Consider the following 16,893-nt stretch of genomic DNA (forward strand, 5'->3'; position numbering starts at 1 on the left):
CAGGTAGACTATTGAAACAGTTGATTTTTGTGAAACGGTACAGCTAAAAATAAAAAGGGGCGAGGCCATCATGATACGTCAAGTAAAGCCGTCAGATTTTTATGCGGTCACATCCGTCATTCAAAGCTGGTGGGGAGGCAGAGATTTACGCGCGAAATTGCCAAAGCTATTTTTCGAACATTTTCAGCAAACAAGTTTTGTCGTTGTTGAAAAAGGTGAACTGATTGGCTTTTTAGTCGGTTTTTTATCGCAATCGCATTCAGATGAAGCGTATATTCACTTTGTTGGGGTACATCCAGACCACCGGAAATTAAAGATTGGCAAAATTCTCTATCAAGCGTTTTATGAAGCGGCTGAAAAGGAAGGAAGAACAACGATTAAGGCCGTTACAGCTCCTGTGAATAAAGTCTCGATTGCTTACCATACAAAGCTCGGTTTTCAGATAGAAAAGGGAGATAAAACAGTGGATGGCATTTCAGTTTTTTCAGATTACGACGGCATTCATGAAGACCGGGTACTATTTGTGAAAAGGCTGGAGGCGAACGCATGATCATCAGACTGGATCAAAAAAATAAAGAAATAGCAAAAGAGCTGTTACATATACAATTAGCCGCATATCAGCGGGAGGCAGAACAAATTGGCTATCAAGATTTACCGCCCTTAAAAGAAACGGTTCAAGACATAATAGAAACAGATGAGATTTTCATAGGATTTGAAAAAGAGGGGCATTTGTTAGGGATCGCTTCATATGAACTGCATGACGATCGGATCATCCTCAGCCGGTTAGCTGTGCACCCACATCATGTCAATCAAGGAATCGGGACAGCGCTCCTGCAATCCATTATCCAGCATCAAAAAACAATCGAGCTCACAACAGCAGAGGCAAATACACCAGCAATCAAGCTTTATGAAAAACTAGGGTTTAAACAGAAGGACCGTTTGCAGGTGGAAAACAATCTGATGTTAACAAAGATGGAACGTTTGATGCTTCGAAAGGTGGAAGTGATTGAATACCAATCGAGCTGGCCAAAACAATTTCAAGATGAGCACAACAAGCTGAAAAAGATAGTTGGCGACAACTGGGTATATGGCCACCATATTGGCAGTACGTCAGTCATAGGAATGGCGGCTAAGCCAATTATTGATATCTTGCTAGAGGTGAAGCATATCAGCACCTTAGATGAGTATAACCACCTGTTTCGCCAGCTTGGATATGAACCGCTCGGAGAAAATGGACTCAAGGGAAGACGTTTTTTTAGAAAAGGCGGCTTGAACCGAACACATCACGTTCACGCCTATGAAGCCGGACATGATGATGTAAAAAGGCATTTGGTGTTCCGAGATTATTTAAAAGCTGCACCTGATCGTGCCAAAGCCTATGCAGATAAAAAGCGTCAATTGGCAAAAACCTATCCTGAAGATATGGCAAATTATATCAAAGGAAAAGATGAGCTCATTAAAGAAATTGAACAAGAAGCGTACAATTGGTCAGACCAGCTAAAGGCAAATGATCAGACATAAGAGCTGACAGGGCGTGAACATGTTTAATTGATGACTGATATGTTACAATGTAACAATCAACGAAAAAAGGATGTTCGGCATGTATATTCATATAACAGAACCAGCAGCAGCGTTCCTTACAAAACAACAAGCAGGGCATGAAACAAAAGAACTGCTCCTTCGATATGATTCAGATGGGTGCGGCTGTGCGGTAAGCGGTGTCCCAATGATTTGGCTCACAGGTGAAAGAACAGGCGAATGGGAAGAACTCAAGCATAATCAGCTCTTTAAGCTGTACATACACACAGCACAAAAGGTCTTTTTTGACGAGGAAATGACGATTGATTTTAACGAAAAAGCCAACACACTCATGTTGAAAAGTCCTCAACAAATACTCAGCCCGAGAATGGGTATACTTGTAAAGTAAGGTGGAAATGTAGTGGATCAAAAGCTAAAAGTGATACAAAATACGGCACAAAATAAAACATGGGTGTCGTTTTTAAATAACAATCATCCCTATAGCCTTTTGCACTGGTCAATAGGTGGAATGGATTCGGTGAAAAAGGACGTTTGGCTTCTTCAAGATGAAGTCACATTTGAAACAGAAGAATTTCCAACGCTCGAATTAGCTGTCAATTGGATCAAAGAGAATATGGACCAAGTAACAGATGTATTATAAAAGCCCTTTTTCGGAAGGGTTTTTTTCGTGCGTTCATCATCTCATCAAACCGCATGGCTGTCTAATCCGGAAAATGATCTTTTGGGAACGGAAAAAGCCGTTTTTCAACAAACAATTCGACAAAATGAGCAAGCTAGAAATAAAAAAATAATGGCTGTAAATGCCGAAAAATAGGCATTTGCAGCGTTAATTGCGGGATACCGAAAACTTTGCGAAAAATGACATTTCATATTTCTTCCATTCGAGGAAATGTGATAGAATACAACATGTATCGTATATGAGAAGGGAGGTGCTAAAGTGAATTGAAGCTCAAGCTGTCATCGCCTCAGGTTGGAATCAAAATAAACGAATGGTATAGGCAGATTTGCGGATTTCATGTGATGAAAGCAGAGAAGCTGAAGGCGGAGATCGAGCAGGAAATCCTGGAGATGGAGCAGGATCAAAACTTGTTATTGTTTTACCAGCTGATGGATTTTCGCCACAAGGTGATGCTTGAATATTTTGAACCGGCAAAGAAAGCCTCGAATGATGAAGAGATTAAGAATTTGCTAGAAACGATTGAACATTCACAAACGAAATTAACGGATATGCTTGAATACTATGTTCATTTTTTCACAGGAATGTTTGAATTTGAACAGAGAAACTATTTAAGTGCCATTGCTTATTACCGCTCAGCAGAAAAAAAGCTCAATCTCATATCAGATGATATAGAAAGAGCAGAATTTTACTTTAAATTAGCAGAAATTTACTACCACATGAAACAAACCCACTTTTCGATGCACTATGCCTTGCAAGCGTTAGATACGTACTCTGCCTACAGAACGTACACGCTGAGAATCATCCACTGTGAATTTGTCATTGGTGCAAACTATGATGATTTGAAATGCTATGAACATGCATTGCCCTACTTTAAAAATGCTCTAAAGCGAGCACGCTCAATTGGAAACCCTCGAGTCATAGGTTCGGCCCTTTTCAACTTAGGTAACTGTTATTATCAAATGAACGATCTTGCGGAAGCAAGCCGTTATCTGAGAGACTCTATTGAAGTGTTTGAAAAGGAGAATTTAACCCATCTTAATCGCTCTCTAGACCCACTATTTATGCTGACACAAATCCTGTTTAAACAAAAACAAATAGAAGAGTCGTTAACCCTCTATCAACAAGGTATTATGAAGGCCTGTGAATTAGAAGATGAAATTTACATCTGCAAATTTCAGTTCTTAAAAGCATTATATGTTGATGCAGACATAACAATCATAGACGATACATTAGACCTGCTCGAGGACAAGCGCTTATACCCAGATATTGAGGAATTGGCACTTGATGCGGCTCATTATTACAATGAGCTTGGACTGTTTGAAGTATCTACCCGGTTTTACGAAAGGAAAATTCAAGCCATATCAAAAATCCAAAATGGGGGTCATTTATATGAAAACGAGTTTGATAGTTCTTTTATTGGCAGCAACTGCAGGATTATCGGTCATGAGTCAGCAGCAATCGGAAGAGAGCCATATGGAGCTTGCGGGCAGACACCATACAACAGTGGTGACTATCGCATAAGTTAGCTCAAAAAGAGGGGACGAACTGCTGTTCATTCTCCTCTTTTATTTTCATTCAATTCAAATCTTTGAAGAAATGCTTGAATTTCTTGCTCATAAGCTTCCTTATTTTCGCTAAAAGACATTGCATGCGCACCGTGTGGCGCAATAAATAACTGTTTGTCACCCTTTTTTCGTGCATATAACTGCTGACTTTGCTCACAGGGGATATAGTCGTCATGGCGGCTATGAATAAAAAGTACAGGTTCTTTCACCTGGTCGATCACATCAAGAGGGGAAACTTGCCGGATGCGGTATCCATCCCGCCATTTTAACACTTGATCACTTAGTGGAAGAATCCACTCTCCTGAAAGGCGAAAGTCTGTTTTTAATCGATAAAGAAGCTGATCCTCAAAAGAAGCAAAAGGGCAGTCTGCTATGTAAAAATTGGCGTTTGCTTCCGGCTTTGCAGCATATAACAAGGTCGTGACTGCACCCATTGATTCTCCGTGTATCCCAATGATGGCACTTTCTCCGAGTTTTTGTCTGAGCCACTTTACGATCTTTGCTAGATCTTCTTTTTCATAATATCCATAACTTGTGGTTTTCCCGCCGCTCATTCCATGTCTTCTATGATCATAAAGCATCACATTCCATCCGAGCTTTTGGAATAATTTCATATACTTAACGGAGTTAATCAAACTGACTGTAACACCGTGGCAAAGGACGATTGTGCGTGTTGTATGTGGATACGGCACAAAATAGCCATGGAGATCATAACCAAATGCTGAAGGAATACACACTTTCTCTTTTTTAAGCTGTTGAAATTCCTCATGATGATAATGGCCTCCATCTGATTCTCGTTTGATGAGCTCTTCATCCGTTAATTTTCGAATATACATCATTTTATTGGTGAAAAAAATGCCGATTGCAGCGAGTGGACATAATATGAAGGCAAATATAGCGATCCATTTCTTCATCTAGCCGATTCTTCCTTTCCGGAGTTTTTTCTATGACGATCATACCACATCTTGGGAGATTGGCGTGCCTCTTGCTCAGAAAATAAAACGGGTGATACACTAAGTCAAAAGGAGAGAGGCACAATGAAAAAGACCAAACAAGATCAAGCGAAATTAAAGGATGGCATAAACGATGATGTCAAACAGCAGCTTCTTCAAATGAAGCAGAACCTTGCCGTCGAGACAGAAAAAAGAGAAGAACAAAAACGACAAGACCTCCTTCGGCAGCAGAAAGAAAAAGAAAAAAACAAAAGTTTTTCAGAGCTGCTAGATGAAAGCCATTTAGACTGGAGAAAGTATAAAAGCTAAAAAAGAGGGCGATGATGCTCTCTTTTTTCATACCATCATCTTAAGATAGATCCACAGCAGAAACATAGAAGTGCTTAAAGAGAAAAGCACTTCTTCCCCCTTCACATCACTTCATTTCAGAATTGTGACAGTATGATCTTTACACTCAAACGAAACGAAATCCCATAACTTATGTTTAAAATAGGAGTAAAAAGGTGAGTATTGAATTATTTAAATTCCTTTTTATTGAAAATATGGTCATTAAGACCCTTTTGGTAGAGGATCATTCTCCTTATAATGAAGGTGTATTACAAAATTTGGTAATGGAGATGATTCACATGAAATTGAGAAAAACAATGGCTGGAGTCGCTTTATCTTTAGGATTGCTTTTACCTGTTTCTGGACAAGCTCTTGCTACAAATGAATTAACGAATGCTGATTTGAGTACAAAGGCAACTTCAATTGTAGATTGTTCTGTAACCCCTTTTAAAGGCGCAAGTAATCGACTATGTATGTATTCAGATAATGGTTCTTTTGCAAATAGTTTCAGTCGCTTTGGTACTACATTTTATCTTAAAGGCAAATCTGGAAATTATGCATATTATGAAAGTGCAAGATAAGGACAACGGGGCTTTTAGCCCCTCCTCATTTTTAATAGAGAAACACTAGCATCCTACATACGCTAAAATAAAAAGATTGTAGAAAAACATGAGTTTTTCTACAATCTGAGAGATCACATCATGTGATCTTTTTTGTTATTTGAACCGGTGCGTTTCATACACAGATGGTTTTGTATAGTAAGTTAATGCTTTGACTTCTTGGTCACTTAATGAACGTGCATTTGCTGCTGCTATATTTTCTTTTAACTGATCCACTGAGCTTGCACCAAATACAACGGAACTGACCGCAGAATGCTTCAGTATATACTGAATGGACAGTTCAGTGAGTGATAGGTCATAAGCGACTTTCTTTAAAGAAGGAATGATCTGCTGAAGCTCTTCAAATGAATATTGAAGATAGCCGTTTTTTTGAATCGCTGCACTTGCTTGAGAAAGTGGCTTTTCAGTTAATAATCCTTTCGCTAAAGGACCTCTTGCGACAACACTAATGCTTTGTTCTTCAAGTAGAGAGAACCATTCTTCTGGGCGGCGGTCGAGTAAACTATATTGCATCATCACGCTTACGATATTGGACTTTTTGGCATATTCTTTAATGACATTTGGACGGATAGATGAAATGCCATAATAGCGAATTACGCCTTCCTCTACTAATTCTTCAAAAGCCTCAATCGTTTCATCAATGGGGTCATCAATCGTGCCTCCGTGCAATTGATATAAATCAATATAATCTGTTTGAAGCCGCTTGAGGCTTTGTTTTACTGCTTCCTTTATGTACGTTTTTGAAGGATCCCAGTCCCAGCCTGGTTTGCCTTTTTCAAAGCGGTTGCCGCCTTTTGTCGCCAAAATCAAATCCTGCCGTCTGTTTTTAATGGCTTCCCCGACAATTTCCTCATTTGTCCCAAAATCATATAAATCGGCTGTATCCAAATAGTTAATTCCGAGATCAATGGCCTCATCTAATAAAGAGAGCGCTTTTTCTTTTTCCGTCCCAAGAGACATGCATCCTAGTGCCGCCTCGCTCACTAAGAGATCTGAGGTGCCAATTCGTCTTTTTTTCAATTCCATCACACTCCTATCCTTTCACATTAAGTGAAAAAAATCAGGAATTCAAGCTAGTTGATTTCAAATGGCGCATTGAAGCAAGCGTTTCGCTTTTCGCTTCTCTTAAATCATCTATGTTAAAATAAATGAAGTAAAAAGTGAAAGTAGAACGAGGAGCTGACAAATTTGAAGGACTTTGAAGAAAAAACATTATCGTCGAAAGAATTATACAACGGAAAAATCATTGATTTGGTTCTTGAAGATGTAGAATTGCCTAACGGAAAACAAGGCAAACGCGAAATCATTAAACATCCTGGTGCAGTAGCCGTCATTGCACGTACAGACGAAAATAAAATCATCTTGGTCAAACAATACCGTAAAGCACTAGAGAGAGCCATCGTTGAAATTCCGGCCGGAAAACTAGAAAAAGGGGAAGAGCCGGCACATACAGCACTAAGAGAATTAGAAGAAGAAACAGGATATACAACTCAGCAGCTTCAAAAGCTAACGGCCTTTTATACATCACCTGGTTTTGCAGATGAAATTGTTCACATCTATCTAGCAGATCAGCTAGTTCCGCTTGAAGAAAAAAGAGAGCTGGATGAAGATGAATTTGTCGAAGTCATGGAAGTTTCATTAGAAGAAGCCTTGCACCTCATTGAAGATCAGCATATTTATGATGCAAAAACAGCCTATGCCATTCAGTACTTACAACTGCAAGAGGTACTTGAGTCAACAAAATGAAGGAATTTTTTGCAGACATCCATATCCATATTGGCAGAACAAGAACAGGCAGAGCTGTCAAAATTACAGGTGCAAGGTCACTGACAATTGACCAAATTCTTATTGAAGCAGCAGAAAGTAAAGGGATGGGGATGATTGGTGTGATTGATGCACAATCTCCAGAAGTCCTAGAAGAATTAATAGAAGGTGTAGAGGAAGGCAGGTACACGGAACTAAATGACGGCGGTCTATCATTTGGACAGACAGTGCTACTTTTAGGCAGTGAATTAGAAATCAATGATGACCATTCAAAGGGACCGATTCATGTGCTGGCATTTATGCCCACACTACACAAAATGTCTGAGTTTTCCGCATGGCTTTCGCTTCATATGAAAAATGTGCATTTGAGTTCACAGCGCCTCTATGTTGATGGGAAAACACTTCAGCGCAAGGTTAAGGAGCTAGGAGGATTGTTTATTCCTGCTCATATTTTTACACCGCATAAAAGTCTATACGGCAAAGGGGTCAACACTTCTTTAACGGAAGTATTTGATCCTGACCTTATTGATGCTGTTGAGCTTGGTCTTAGCTGTGATACGTCAATGGCGTCCCAGCTGAGTGAGCTGAACCGGTATCCCTTTTTAACGAATTCAGATGCTCATTCTTTAGGGAAAATCGCGCGAGAATATACAAAAATCAAAATGGATCATGCCTCTTTTGCCGAATTCAAGCTAGCCCTTGAAGAAAAAGATGGCAGAGCTGTCACAGGAAATTATGGACTTGCTCCGCGGCTTGGGAAGTATTATCATACGACCTGCGAGAAATGCGGGGTTAGACCTCACGCACCAGATCAAAAAGAGTGCCATGTATGCGGACATACACGGATGACAAAAGGAGTAAGTGAACGTTTAGAAGAGCTTGCTGACCAAGAAAGTGAAAAAAGAACGAGACCTCCTTATGTTCATCAGCTTCCGCTTCAGTTTATTCCGGGGGTTGGACCTAAAACACTGGAGAAGCTAAAAGCCGTGTTTCACACAGAGATGAATATTTTACATCAAGCAACAGAACAAGAACTAAAAGCCGTTCTGCCAGAAAAGACAGCGGGCTACATCATCAAAGCAAGGAAGGGCGAAGTCGGACTCATCGCTGGTGGAGGCGGAGTGTACGGTAAGGTGGATATCAATCATGAGTCACATTAAATGGACATGTCACACATTTGAACAATTGTCAAAAGAGGATCTTTACTTGATTCTCATGGAAAGAGTCAACGTGTTTGTTGTAGAACAAACATGCCCTTACCCTGAAATTGATCACAGGGACCAAGAAGCGCTTCATCTCATCGCAAAAGAGAACGGCACGATTGTGGCTTATTGCCGAATTTTCCAAAACGGGATCATGTACAAAGAGGCGTCCATCGGCCGCATTCTTGTGACGCAGGCCGGCCGGAAAAAAGGGTATGGAAAGATGCTGCTCATCAAGGCTTTGGAAAAGCTTAGTGAACTAGGTGAAACAAGTGTCAAAATACAGGCGCAAGCCTACCTGAAGTCATTTTACGAATCATTTGGTTTCAAGGCCGTCTCAGATGTTTATGATGAAGATGGGATTCCGCATCTTGATATGGTGAAAACAGAAAGATAGGCGTGTATACGTCTATCTCAGCGTGTAGACAAACCCTTGCATTCGTTGTCAGGTCTGCGCGCCGGTGCTCACGAATGTCAAATTCGCTCCGCTCCAGTGCTCGACCTTCCTAGACTGCAAAGGTTTTCTATCACGCTGAATAGAAGACAAAGGGTTAAAATAAAGATCATTTTAGCCCTTTGTCAACAATTTGAGATAGACGTTTTTACGTCTATCTTTTTTATGTAACATCGTGTATCATAACGTCAACGAAAGGGGTTTTGCCAAATGGGAAAAAGCAAAGCAAAGAAAAAACGAGAGCATATCCAAAGGCAGCAGAGCCGAAATCCAGAACTGTCGAGAGGAAACATGCCGCATTTTAGCACACACGAAAGGAAGACAAAAACAAAACAAGAAGCCTTGCAGCACATGATGAAGAAACATAAAGGACGAAATGCTTATGATCACTATCAAGAGGATCATAAGCATTTTTATTTTGCTTTTTTGTGACAACTAGATCAAATAAATGGAAAAATTTTAAAAAATAGGACAAACGGTCGTTTCTTTTTGTCTAAAAATGTAGTTAAATGACAAAAAGATACGAAAGGGAGAGTGAGTATCGTGAACGTCAAGTCATTTGGAGCAGGGCTTTGTATGGCAAGTGTGCTTGTGGCATTGGTCATGTTTGGCGCGTCAGATATTTCTGCAAAGGAGCAAGCAAAAAAAGAGTACATGATCGGCTTTTCTTCTTCCGTTCAAGACAAAACACAAAAACAGCTTGTAAAAGAAGCTGGCGGGCATGTGAAAGAATCCATAGAGCAAATAGATATGATGAAAGTGTCATTGAATGAGACTTCGAAAAAGAAACTGAATGAAGCAAAAGAAGTGACCTTCATCGAAGAAGACCAAAAAGCAAAAACTAGCGGTCAAACTGTTCCATACGGCATCAAAAGCATCAAAGCACAAAAGGTACATAAACAAGGATACGCTGGACAGAATGTCAAAGTAGCCGTTCTTGACAGCGGCATCGACGGTAAACATGAGGATTTACATGTCACCGGCGGGGTGAGCTTTGTACCGGCAGAGTCTGATCCGCTTGTTGATCCGCATGAACATGGAACGCATGTGGCAGGCACAATTGCCGCATTAGATAATAAGGTAGGTGTCGTTGGTGTTGCGCCAAAAGCTTCTATCTATGCTGTCAAGGTGGCAGATGAAAATGGTGACGGCTACTATAGCTGGATCATAAAAGGGATTGAATGGGCCATTGAGAATGACATGGATGTCATCAATATTAGTATGGGGGGAGCAAGTGAATCTGAGGCGCTGAAAGAAGCGGTAGATCGAGCGTATGATAAAGGGATTCTCATTGTGGCTTCTGCAGGGAATGAAGGAAGCTATGGCTCTCTCAATACGATTGACTATCCGGCTAAATACAGCTCAGTGATGGCGGTTGCCTCTGTTGACCAAAAAAAGCAAAGAGCCTTTGATTCATCTGTTGGCGAGGAAATCGAAGTCTCAGCACCAGGCGTTTCAACGCTGAGCACCATTCCTCATAATGAATATGGCTACATGAGCGGAACGTCAATGGCTTCACCGCATGTAGCGGGCGCTGCGGCTGTCATTCTATCAAAACATCCGAATCTGACAAACGATGAAGTACGCGAGAGATTGTCAAAAACGGCGACAAAGCTTGGAGAACCTTTTTATTACGGTGCCGGGCTTGTGAACGTACAAAAAGCCGCACGATAAATGAAAAAGAGAAAGCAGTGAGCAGGCTGCTTTCTCTTTTTTCTTTCGATAAAACTGTCATGTTTCGTAATCTCTCTCATAGAATCTAGTAACCTTACTATTTGGGAGGAAGACACATGCGGAAAAAGTCTTGGAAGGAGCATCTTCTTCAGCACGTAAAAGATCATCTCTCGATTTATTTATTTGTCTCTGTACTCTTTTTAATGGGTGTGATCTTCGGGGCAATCATTGTCAATAGCATGACATTCAGCCAGAAAGAGGATTTATTCTATTATTTAAATCAATTTTTTGGTCAACTGACAAATGAGAAAGCAGCTGAATCAAAAGAAATGTTTTTACAAAGCTTCCTGCATCATATGAAATATTTAGGCCTTATGTGGATACTGGGAATCTCCATCGTTGGTCTGCCGCTTATCTTTCTTATGATCTTTTTAAAAGGAATTGTTGTTGGGTTTACTGTTGGTTTTCTCGTGAATCAAATGGGGCTGAGTGGATTTTTTCTCTCGTTCGTATCGGTGCTTCCGCAAAACATTTTGCTCATTCCAGCCTATTTAGTAATTGGCACTTGTGCGATTGCGTTTTCCATCCGTCTCATTGGACAGCTCTTCATGAAAAAAACCATCAGTCAAGCACCCGTCCAGTGGTTTGGCCGGTATGCATCTGTTCTGCTGATGATTTTAGCGCTTGCTGCACTGTCGTCTTTTTTTGAATCGTACATATCATTCATGCTGATGAAAAAGCTGGCAGGTGTTCTTTTATAATTGTTATTAATTAATAATCAATTTATTTATCAATTTAAAATGATTATAGTTGGCTCTCAGCACATCATTTGATATAATGATCAAGTAATGTGGCGTAGGAGGGAAAGTCAATGGAAAATAGGATTGATCGAATTAAGAAACAGCTTCATTCTTCCAGCTACAAGCTCACGCCACAGCGTGAAGCCACAGTAAGAGTACTGCTTGAGAATGAAGAAGACCATTTAAGTGCAGAAGATGTATACCTCCTCGTAAAAGAGAAGTCTCCTGAAATTGGTCTTGCTACTGTTTATCGGACGTTAGAATTGCTCACTGAACTGAAAGTTGTTGATAAAATTAACTTTGGAGACGGCGTTTCGCGATATGATCTTCGCAAAGAAGGAGCCGCTCACTTCCATCATCATCTTGTCTGCATGGAATGCGGAACAGTCGATGAGATAGAAGATGATTTATTAGAAGATGTCGAAGAGATTATTGAACGTGACTGGAAATTTAAAATTAAGGATCATAGATTGACATTCCATGGTATTTGTCACCGATGTCATGATGATGAATCCGGCAAATAATCCGAATTGGAACCTTTTCATTTAAGATGAAGAGGTTTTTTGCATTTTCGCTGTATATTCCTTGTCCCACCTGGCATATGCTGAAGTAATGAGAAGGTGAGAAAGGACTTGAAGTTTATGCGAAAATGGCTCAAAACAACAGGTGAAGTGATCAAAGTATTTATCTTGTTCACTGGTTTTACCGTCCTGTTCTATTATGCTATGATATGGATAAATTCAGAATATGAAAGCTACCATCGTTATGATAAACCAGAGGGTGCAGCAATTAAAGTGATGGAAATGGATCAGCCGAATCAAGACAATTGGCAAGACCGATTGATTTATTTTTATCAAAACGGGGAGTAGAAATCATTGAACGATCAATTATCCGACTTTATTCATTTTATGACCGTAGAGAGAGGACTCTCTGAAAATACCATTGTTTCTTATAAAAGAGATTTACAGAACTACTTGTCTTTTTTAATGACACATGAACAGCTGACGGATATTAGCGATGTCACGCGTCTGCATATCATTCATTATTTAAAGCAGCTAAAAGAGGAAGGGAAATCGAGTAAAACGTCTGTACGGCATCTATCATCGATCCGTTCCTTTCATCAATTTCTGCTTCGGGAAAAAGTGACAACGGATGACCCGTCATGGAACATTGAAACGCAAAAAACAGAGCGGACTTTACCGAAAGTTTTATCATTAGGGGAGGTCGAAAAGCTGCTTGATACACCAAATCAGCACACCCCCTTTGACTACCGAGACAAAGCGATGCTTGAGCTCTTATATGCAACGGGGATTCGCGTCAGTGAAATGCTGGATCTGACCCTTGCCGATGTTCACCTCACAATGGGCTTTGTCCGTTGTTTTGGAAAAGGAAGAAAAGAGCGTATTGTGCCAATCGGTGAAGCTGCTGCAAGCGCGATTGAAGAATATCTCGAAAAGGGAAGAAGCAAGCTGTTAAAAAAACAGCCGTCCGATGCTCTGTTTCTCAATCATCACGGGAAAAAAATGTCGCGCCAGGGCTTCTGGAAGAACTTAAAAAAACGAGCCATCGAAGCAGGGATTCAAAAGGAACTGACGCCTCATACGCTCAGACATTCATTTGCTACACACCTGCTTGAAAACGGTGCGGACTTAAGAGCTGTACAGGAGATGCTCGGACATGCCGATATCTCAACAACACAAATTTATACACATGTGACGAAAACAAGACTGAAAGATGTGTATCACAAATTCCATCCAAGGGCATAAGTAAAGCATGACACAGTGAATGGGTGTCATGCTTTTTCATGTTTACACCGTTTATGGTTGTCAACTGGCTTGTAAACGGTTTATACTTGAGATGTCTGACCTCTCACTGTTTGTAAGGTCGAAAGACAAGAATATTGAAGGAGGCGCTTTTTAATGCCTGATTATCAGTATAAACGCATTTTTCTCGTCGTCATGGATTCAGTAGGAATTGGGGAAGCACCAGATGCTGCTGATTTTAATGATGTAGGTGCAGATACACTTGGACATATTGCTGAAAAAATGAACGGGCTTCATATGCCGAATATGGCGAAGCTTGGGCTGAGTCATATTAAAGAAATCAAAGGAATTCCAGCGGATGAAAAACCGCTTGCGTATTATGGAAAAATGCAAGAAGCATCAAACGGTAAAGACACAATGACAGGACACTGGGAAATCATGGGTCTTTACATAGACACACCGTTCAAAGTCTTTCCAGAAGGATTCCCAGATGAACTATTAAATGAACTAAAAGAAAAAACAGGCAGGGGTATTATTGGAAATAAACCAGCGTCTGGTACGGAAATTTTAGATGAGCTTGGCGAAGAGCACATGAAAACAGGCGATTTAATTGTTTATACATCTGCGGATTCTGTGCTGCAAATTGCTGCGCACGAAGAAGTTGTGCCATTAGATGAGCTTTACCGTATTTGTGAAATTGCCCGTGAACTCACATTAGATGAAAAATATATGGTTGGACGGATTATCGCTCGTCCGTTTGTCGGAGAGCCTGGCGCATTTGTTAGAACGCCAAACCGTCATGACTATGCGTTAAAACCATTTGACCGTACAGTCATGAATGAACTGAAAGATGATGGACTCGATGTCATTGCGATCGGAAAAATCTCTGATATTTATGATGGCGAGGGGATCACATCATCTCTTAGAACAAAATCAAACATGGATGGAATGGACAAGCTGGTCGATACACTTAAAACAGACTTTACAGGACTCAGCTTTTTAAACCTTGTTGATTTTGATGCTCTTTACGGACATAGAAGAGATCCAGAGGGTTATGGAAAAGCATTAGAGGAATTTGACGCACGTCTTCCTGAAGTGTTTGACCTGTTGAAAGAGGATGATCTTCTTGTGATCACAGCAGATCATGGAAATGACCCGGTTCATCACGGAACAGATCATACAAGAGAATATGTTCCGCTCATTGCTTACAGCAAAAAGCATCAGGAAGCAAATGAACTGCCAACAGCAAAAACGTTTGCTGATCTTGGGGCAACCGTTGCAGATAATTTCAAGATAGCGATGCCAAAATACGGAACAAGCTTTTTATCTAAACTTAAATAGGGGGAAATCTCGTGGGAGCACAGTTTTCAGAAGCGGCGGCATACATTAAACAAGCATCGACATATGTACCAACAGTTGGATTGATTTTAGGATCAGGGCTTGGCATTTTAGCAGATGAGATTGAAAATCCAATCAAAATAAAATATGAAGATATTCCCGGATTCCCTGTTTCAACAGTAGAGGGACATGCAGGGCAGCTCGTGATCGGAACGCTGAAAGGCACTGTCGTTTGTGCGATGCAAGGACGTTTTCATTTCTATGAAGGATATGATATGAAGCAAGTGACGTTTCCTGTCCGTGTGATGAAAGAAATTGGCATTGACACATGTATTGTCACAAATGCAGCCGGCGGTGTGAATACGTCGTTCCGTCCAGGAGATCTCATGCTGATCACAGATCATATCAATATGATGGGAACCAATCCATTAATTGGCCCAAATGACAGTCAAGGCGTTCGTTTCCCTGATATGTCTGCACCGTATGATAAAGAATTGCTGGCACTTGCAGAAGAAACAGCCCAGCGTTTAGGTATATCTGTACAGCAAGGGGTTTATGCAGGGATGACAGGCCCTTCATATGAAACACCTGCTGAAGTTCGTTTCTTAAGAACACTTGGAGCAGATGCTGTTGGAATGTCGACTGTTCCAGAAGTGATTGTTGCGCGTCATGCAGGAATGAAAGTGCTTGGCATTTCATGCATTTCCAATGCGGCATCTGGTATTTTGGATCAGCCGCTGTCTCATGATGAAGTGATCGAAGTAACGGAAAAAGTGAAAGCAAGTTTTCTTGATTTAGTAAAAGACATTGTCAAACAACTTTCATAGCATGTGTCCAGAAGCCTTCTGCTACCCGAGCAGAAGGCTTTTTTTATTTGCAATCATACGATCTCTGAATAAAACAGCCTGTATGAGGAAAAAATAGAAAGGATTACGATAATGGAGGTCTGCCACTTGAAACGTCATATATGTGCATTGTTTATTTTAATGATCCTTATCTCAATGGTTTCACCATCAGCGATAGCAAAAGAAAAGATTGAAAAACCAGGAGAAAAACAAACATCAGAATTGGCACACGAAGCCAAATCAGCGATCTTAATAGAACGAGACACGGGAAAGGTGCTTTACAACAAAAACAGCGATGAAAAGCTTGCACCCGCAAGTATGACCAAAATCATGACGATGCTTCTGATCATGGAAGCCATTGATCAGGGTAAACTAAAAATGACAGACAAGGTCAGAACGAGCGACTATGCAGCGTCCATGGGAGGCTCACAAATCTTCCTTGAACCAGGAGAAGAAATGACCGTGAAAGAAATGCTGAAAGGCATTGCGATTGCGTCAGGAAATGATGCTTCAGTTGCCATGGCAGAGCATATTGCAGGATCTGAAGAACAGTTCGTTGAGCAGATGAACAAAAGGGCGAAAGAGCTTGGCCTCACCTCAACGGTCTTTCAAAACCCAACAGGACTTCCTGAAAAAGACCATTACAGCACAGCTCACGATATGGCAATAATGGCAAAAGAGCTGTTGAAATATGAACAAATCACCAAATTCACAGGTGTCTACGAAGACTATCTACGGCAAAACACAGATAAAAAATTCTGGCTTGTCAATACAAACCGTCTGATTAAATTTTATCCAGGTGTCGATGGGGTAAAAACCGGTTTTACAGGTGAAGCAAAATACTGTTTAACTGCATCTGCTAAAAAAGGCAACATGCGCGTCATTGCGGTTGTCTTCGGCGCAAGCACTCCGAAAGACAGAAACGCTCAGGTAGTCAAAATGTTAGATTACGCATTTAGTCAATATGCGACTCATCCGCTTTACAAAAGAGGGCAAGATGTGGCGGAGATCAAAGTGAGCAAAGGGAAAAAGAAAAACATTCAGCTCGTTACTTCTGAACCGATCTCCCTTTTAACGAAAAAAGGCGAAAATGTGGATCAGATCAAAAAAGAAATCAAATTGTCTCATGATGTCAAGGCTCCATTTTCAAAAGGAACGGAACTTGGTACGATCGTCTTGAAAAAAGATGGAAAAGTGCTGCATGAAAGTCCTGTAGAAGCAAAAGAAGGAATGGAAAAGGCAAGCGTTTGGACTTTCTTCAAACGGGCGATGGCTGATTTTGTAAAATGGAAATAAAAGGCGAAAGGCTGCTGTAATTGGCAGTCTTTTTGCTATGAGGAAAAAGAAAAGAACATCTAAATGTGACGAAT

22 protein-coding genes are annotated in these 16,893 nt (G+C 40.6%); 20 read left to right on the forward strand and 2 right to left on the reverse strand.

Annotated features, from left to right (window positions below; genetic code table 11):
* Positions 1 to 70 precede the first annotated feature (70 nt).
* From BAE31_RS17175 to BAE31_RS17195, 6 genes are all read left to right on the forward strand, one after another.
* Complete coding sequence (locus BAE31_RS17175; protein ID WP_041109694.1) at positions 71 to 550, forward strand: GNAT family N-acetyltransferase; 480 nt, start codon at positions 71 to 73, stop codon at positions 548 to 550.
* Positions 547 to 1,521 carry a GNAT family N-acetyltransferase gene (locus BAE31_RS17180; RefSeq protein WP_041109692.1) on the forward strand — a complete coding sequence of 325 codons (975 nt, stop codon included), beginning with the start codon at positions 547 to 549 and terminating at the stop codon, positions 1,519 to 1,521. The genes BAE31_RS17175 and BAE31_RS17180 overlap by 4 nt, the downstream gene beginning before the upstream one ends.
* A gap of 79 nt (positions 1,522 to 1,600) precedes the next feature.
* On the forward strand, positions 1,601 to 1,927 hold the full coding sequence (locus tag BAE31_RS17185; RefSeq protein WP_024428050.1) for an iron-sulfur cluster biosynthesis family protein: 327 nt from the start codon (positions 1,601 to 1,603) through the stop codon (positions 1,925 to 1,927).
* Positions 1,928 to 1,939: 12 nt separating this feature from the next.
* Positions 1,940 to 2,179: a YqkC family protein gene (locus BAE31_RS17190; RefSeq protein WP_024422884.1), complete on the forward strand. Its 240-nt coding sequence runs from the start codon at positions 1,940 to 1,942 to the stop codon at positions 2,177 to 2,179.
* Positions 2,180 to 2,206: 27 nt separating this feature from the next.
* Entirely contained in the window at positions 2,207 to 2,353 is a 147-nt protein-coding gene (locus BAE31_RS19790) for a hypothetical protein (protein WP_170871309.1), read from the forward strand.
* 128 nt (positions 2,354 to 2,481) lie between these two features.
* The gene (locus BAE31_RS17195; RefSeq protein ID WP_041109690.1) at positions 2,482 to 3,744 is read left to right on the forward strand and encodes a response regulator aspartate phosphatase; all 1,263 of its coding nucleotides are present in this window, start codon (positions 2,482 to 2,484) and stop codon (positions 3,742 to 3,744) included.
* A gap of 26 nt (positions 3,745 to 3,770) precedes the next feature.
* On the opposite strand, the gene BAE31_RS17200 is transcribed toward BAE31_RS17195, so the two are convergent.
* Positions 3,771 to 4,697, reverse strand: a complete 927-nt coding sequence (locus tag BAE31_RS17200) for an alpha/beta hydrolase (RefSeq protein ID WP_025093023.1) — start codon at positions 4,695 to 4,697, stop codon at positions 3,771 to 3,773.
* Positions 4,698 to 4,820: 123 nt separating this feature from the next.
* On the opposite strand from BAE31_RS17200, the gene BAE31_RS17205 reads away from it, so the two are divergent.
* Positions 4,821 to 5,045 (forward strand): YqkE family protein, encoded by a 225-nt coding sequence (locus BAE31_RS17205; protein WP_024422881.1) that lies wholly within the window; start codon positions 4,821 to 4,823, stop codon positions 5,043 to 5,045.
* 194 nt (positions 5,046 to 5,239) lie between these two features.
* Positions 5,240 to 5,644, forward strand: coding sequence for an antimicrobial peptide LCI (locus BAE31_RS17210; RefSeq protein ID WP_241770518.1), 405 nt, complete (start codon positions 5,240 to 5,242; stop codon positions 5,642 to 5,644).
* 135 nt (positions 5,645 to 5,779) lie between these two features.
* Here BAE31_RS17210 and BAE31_RS17215 read toward each other — a convergent pair whose 3' ends face one another.
* Positions 5,780 to 6,703, reverse strand: coding sequence for an aldo/keto reductase (locus BAE31_RS17215; protein WP_041109803.1), 924 nt, complete (start codon positions 6,701 to 6,703; stop codon positions 5,780 to 5,782).
* 168 nt (positions 6,704 to 6,871) lie between these two features.
* Here BAE31_RS17215 and BAE31_RS17220 point away from each other — a divergent pair, with 168 nt between their 5' ends.
* The 12 genes from BAE31_RS17220 to BAE31_RS17280 all read left to right on the forward strand — a co-directional run bounded on the left by BAE31_RS17220 (position 6,872) and on the right by BAE31_RS17280 (position 16,819).
* The gene (locus tag BAE31_RS17220) at positions 6,872 to 7,429 is read left to right on the forward strand and encodes an NUDIX hydrolase (protein WP_039179704.1); all 558 of its coding nucleotides are present in this window, start codon (positions 6,872 to 6,874) and stop codon (positions 7,427 to 7,429) included.
* Entirely contained in the window at positions 7,426 to 8,607 is a 1,182-nt protein-coding gene (locus BAE31_RS17225; protein WP_041109688.1) for a TIGR00375 family protein, read from the forward strand. The genes BAE31_RS17220 and BAE31_RS17225 overlap by 4 nt, the downstream gene beginning before the upstream one ends.
* Complete coding sequence (locus BAE31_RS17230) at positions 8,594 to 9,046, forward strand: GNAT family N-acetyltransferase (protein WP_041109686.1); 453 nt, start codon at positions 8,594 to 8,596, stop codon at positions 9,044 to 9,046. The genes BAE31_RS17225 and BAE31_RS17230 overlap by 14 nt, the downstream gene beginning before the upstream one ends.
* Before the next feature lie 267 nt (positions 9,047 to 9,313).
* Positions 9,314 to 9,535 (forward strand): hypothetical protein, encoded by a 222-nt coding sequence (locus BAE31_RS17240; protein WP_034280349.1) that lies wholly within the window; start codon positions 9,314 to 9,316, stop codon positions 9,533 to 9,535.
* A 111-nt stretch (positions 9,536 to 9,646) separates the two neighbouring features.
* A complete protein-coding gene (locus BAE31_RS17245) occupies positions 9,647 to 10,777 on the forward strand; it encodes a S8 family peptidase (protein WP_080769557.1) in 1,131 nt (376 codons plus the stop codon).
* Between the two features lie 116 nt (positions 10,778 to 10,893).
* A complete protein-coding gene (spoIIM, locus tag BAE31_RS17250; RefSeq protein WP_024422873.1) occupies positions 10,894 to 11,538 on the forward strand; it encodes a stage II sporulation protein M in 645 nt (214 codons plus the stop codon).
* Between the two features lie 110 nt (positions 11,539 to 11,648).
* Positions 11,649 to 12,101 (forward strand): ferric iron uptake transcriptional regulator, encoded by a 453-nt coding sequence (fur, locus tag BAE31_RS17255; protein WP_003215577.1) that lies wholly within the window; start codon positions 11,649 to 11,651, stop codon positions 12,099 to 12,101.
* A 117-nt stretch (positions 12,102 to 12,218) separates the two neighbouring features.
* Positions 12,219 to 12,446, forward strand: coding sequence for a YqzK family protein (locus BAE31_RS17260; protein ID WP_024428058.1), 228 nt, complete (start codon positions 12,219 to 12,221; stop codon positions 12,444 to 12,446).
* 6 nt (positions 12,447 to 12,452) lie between these two features.
* Complete coding sequence (gene xerD / locus BAE31_RS17265; RefSeq protein ID WP_041109682.1) at positions 12,453 to 13,343, forward strand: site-specific tyrosine recombinase XerD; 891 nt, start codon at positions 12,453 to 12,455, stop codon at positions 13,341 to 13,343.
* A gap of 153 nt (positions 13,344 to 13,496) precedes the next feature.
* Positions 13,497 to 14,681 (forward strand): phosphopentomutase, encoded by a 1,185-nt coding sequence (deoB, locus tag BAE31_RS17270; protein WP_024422869.1) that lies wholly within the window; start codon positions 13,497 to 13,499, stop codon positions 14,679 to 14,681.
* An 11-nt stretch (positions 14,682 to 14,692) separates the two neighbouring features.
* Positions 14,693 to 15,505 (forward strand): purine-nucleoside phosphorylase, encoded by an 813-nt coding sequence (locus BAE31_RS17275; protein WP_056767204.1) that lies wholly within the window; start codon positions 14,693 to 14,695, stop codon positions 15,503 to 15,505.
* Between the two features lie 159 nt (positions 15,506 to 15,664).
* Positions 15,665 to 16,819: a D-alanyl-D-alanine carboxypeptidase family protein gene (locus BAE31_RS17280; RefSeq protein ID WP_481747487.1), complete on the forward strand. Its 1,155-nt coding sequence runs from the start codon at positions 15,665 to 15,667 to the stop codon at positions 16,817 to 16,819.
* Positions 16,820 to 16,893 lie beyond the last annotated feature (74 nt).

Origin of the sequence: Bacillus sp. I-2 (assembly GCF_001974945.1) — a bacterium.
In the GTDB taxonomy this organism is placed as follows: domain Bacteria; phylum Bacillota; class Bacilli; order Bacillales; family Bacillaceae; genus Bacillus; species Bacillus safensis.

Bases quoted from the DNA above. Each gene is read 5' to 3' on its own strand.
- BAE31_RS17175 (WP_041109694.1), top strand. From the start codon at position 71: ATGATACGTCAAGTAAAGCCGTCAGATTTTTATGCGGTCACATCCGTC.
- BAE31_RS17180 (WP_041109692.1), top strand. From the start codon at position 547: ATGATCATCAGACTGGATCAAAAAAATAAAGAAATAGCAAAAGAGCTG.
- BAE31_RS17185 (WP_024428050.1), top strand. From the start codon at position 1,601: ATGTATATTCATATAACAGAACCAGCAGCAGCGTTCCTTACAAAACAA.
- BAE31_RS17200 (WP_025093023.1), bottom strand. From the start codon at position 4,697: ATGAAGAAATGGATCGCTATATTTGCCTTCATATTATGTCCACTCGCT.
- BAE31_RS17205 (WP_024422881.1), top strand. From the start codon at position 4,821: ATGAAAAAGACCAAACAAGATCAAGCGAAATTAAAGGATGGCATAAAC.
- BAE31_RS17225 (WP_041109688.1), top strand. From the start codon at position 7,426: ATGAAGGAATTTTTTGCAGACATCCATATCCATATTGGCAGAACAAGA.
- BAE31_RS17230 (WP_041109686.1), top strand. From the start codon at position 8,594: ATGAGTCACATTAAATGGACATGTCACACATTTGAACAATTGTCAAAA.
- BAE31_RS17240 (WP_034280349.1), top strand. From the start codon at position 9,314: ATGGGAAAAAGCAAAGCAAAGAAAAAACGAGAGCATATCCAAAGGCAG.
- spoIIM (WP_024422873.1), top strand. From the start codon at position 10,894: ATGCGGAAAAAGTCTTGGAAGGAGCATCTTCTTCAGCACGTAAAAGAT.
- fur (WP_003215577.1), top strand. From the start codon at position 11,649: ATGGAAAATAGGATTGATCGAATTAAGAAACAGCTTCATTCTTCCAGC.
- BAE31_RS17260 (WP_024428058.1), top strand. From the start codon at position 12,219: ATGCGAAAATGGCTCAAAACAACAGGTGAAGTGATCAAAGTATTTATC.
- deoB (WP_024422869.1), top strand. From the start codon at position 13,497: ATGCCTGATTATCAGTATAAACGCATTTTTCTCGTCGTCATGGATTCA.
- BAE31_RS17280 (WP_481747487.1), top strand. From the start codon at position 15,665: ATGATCCTTATCTCAATGGTTTCACCATCAGCGATAGCAAAAGAAAAG.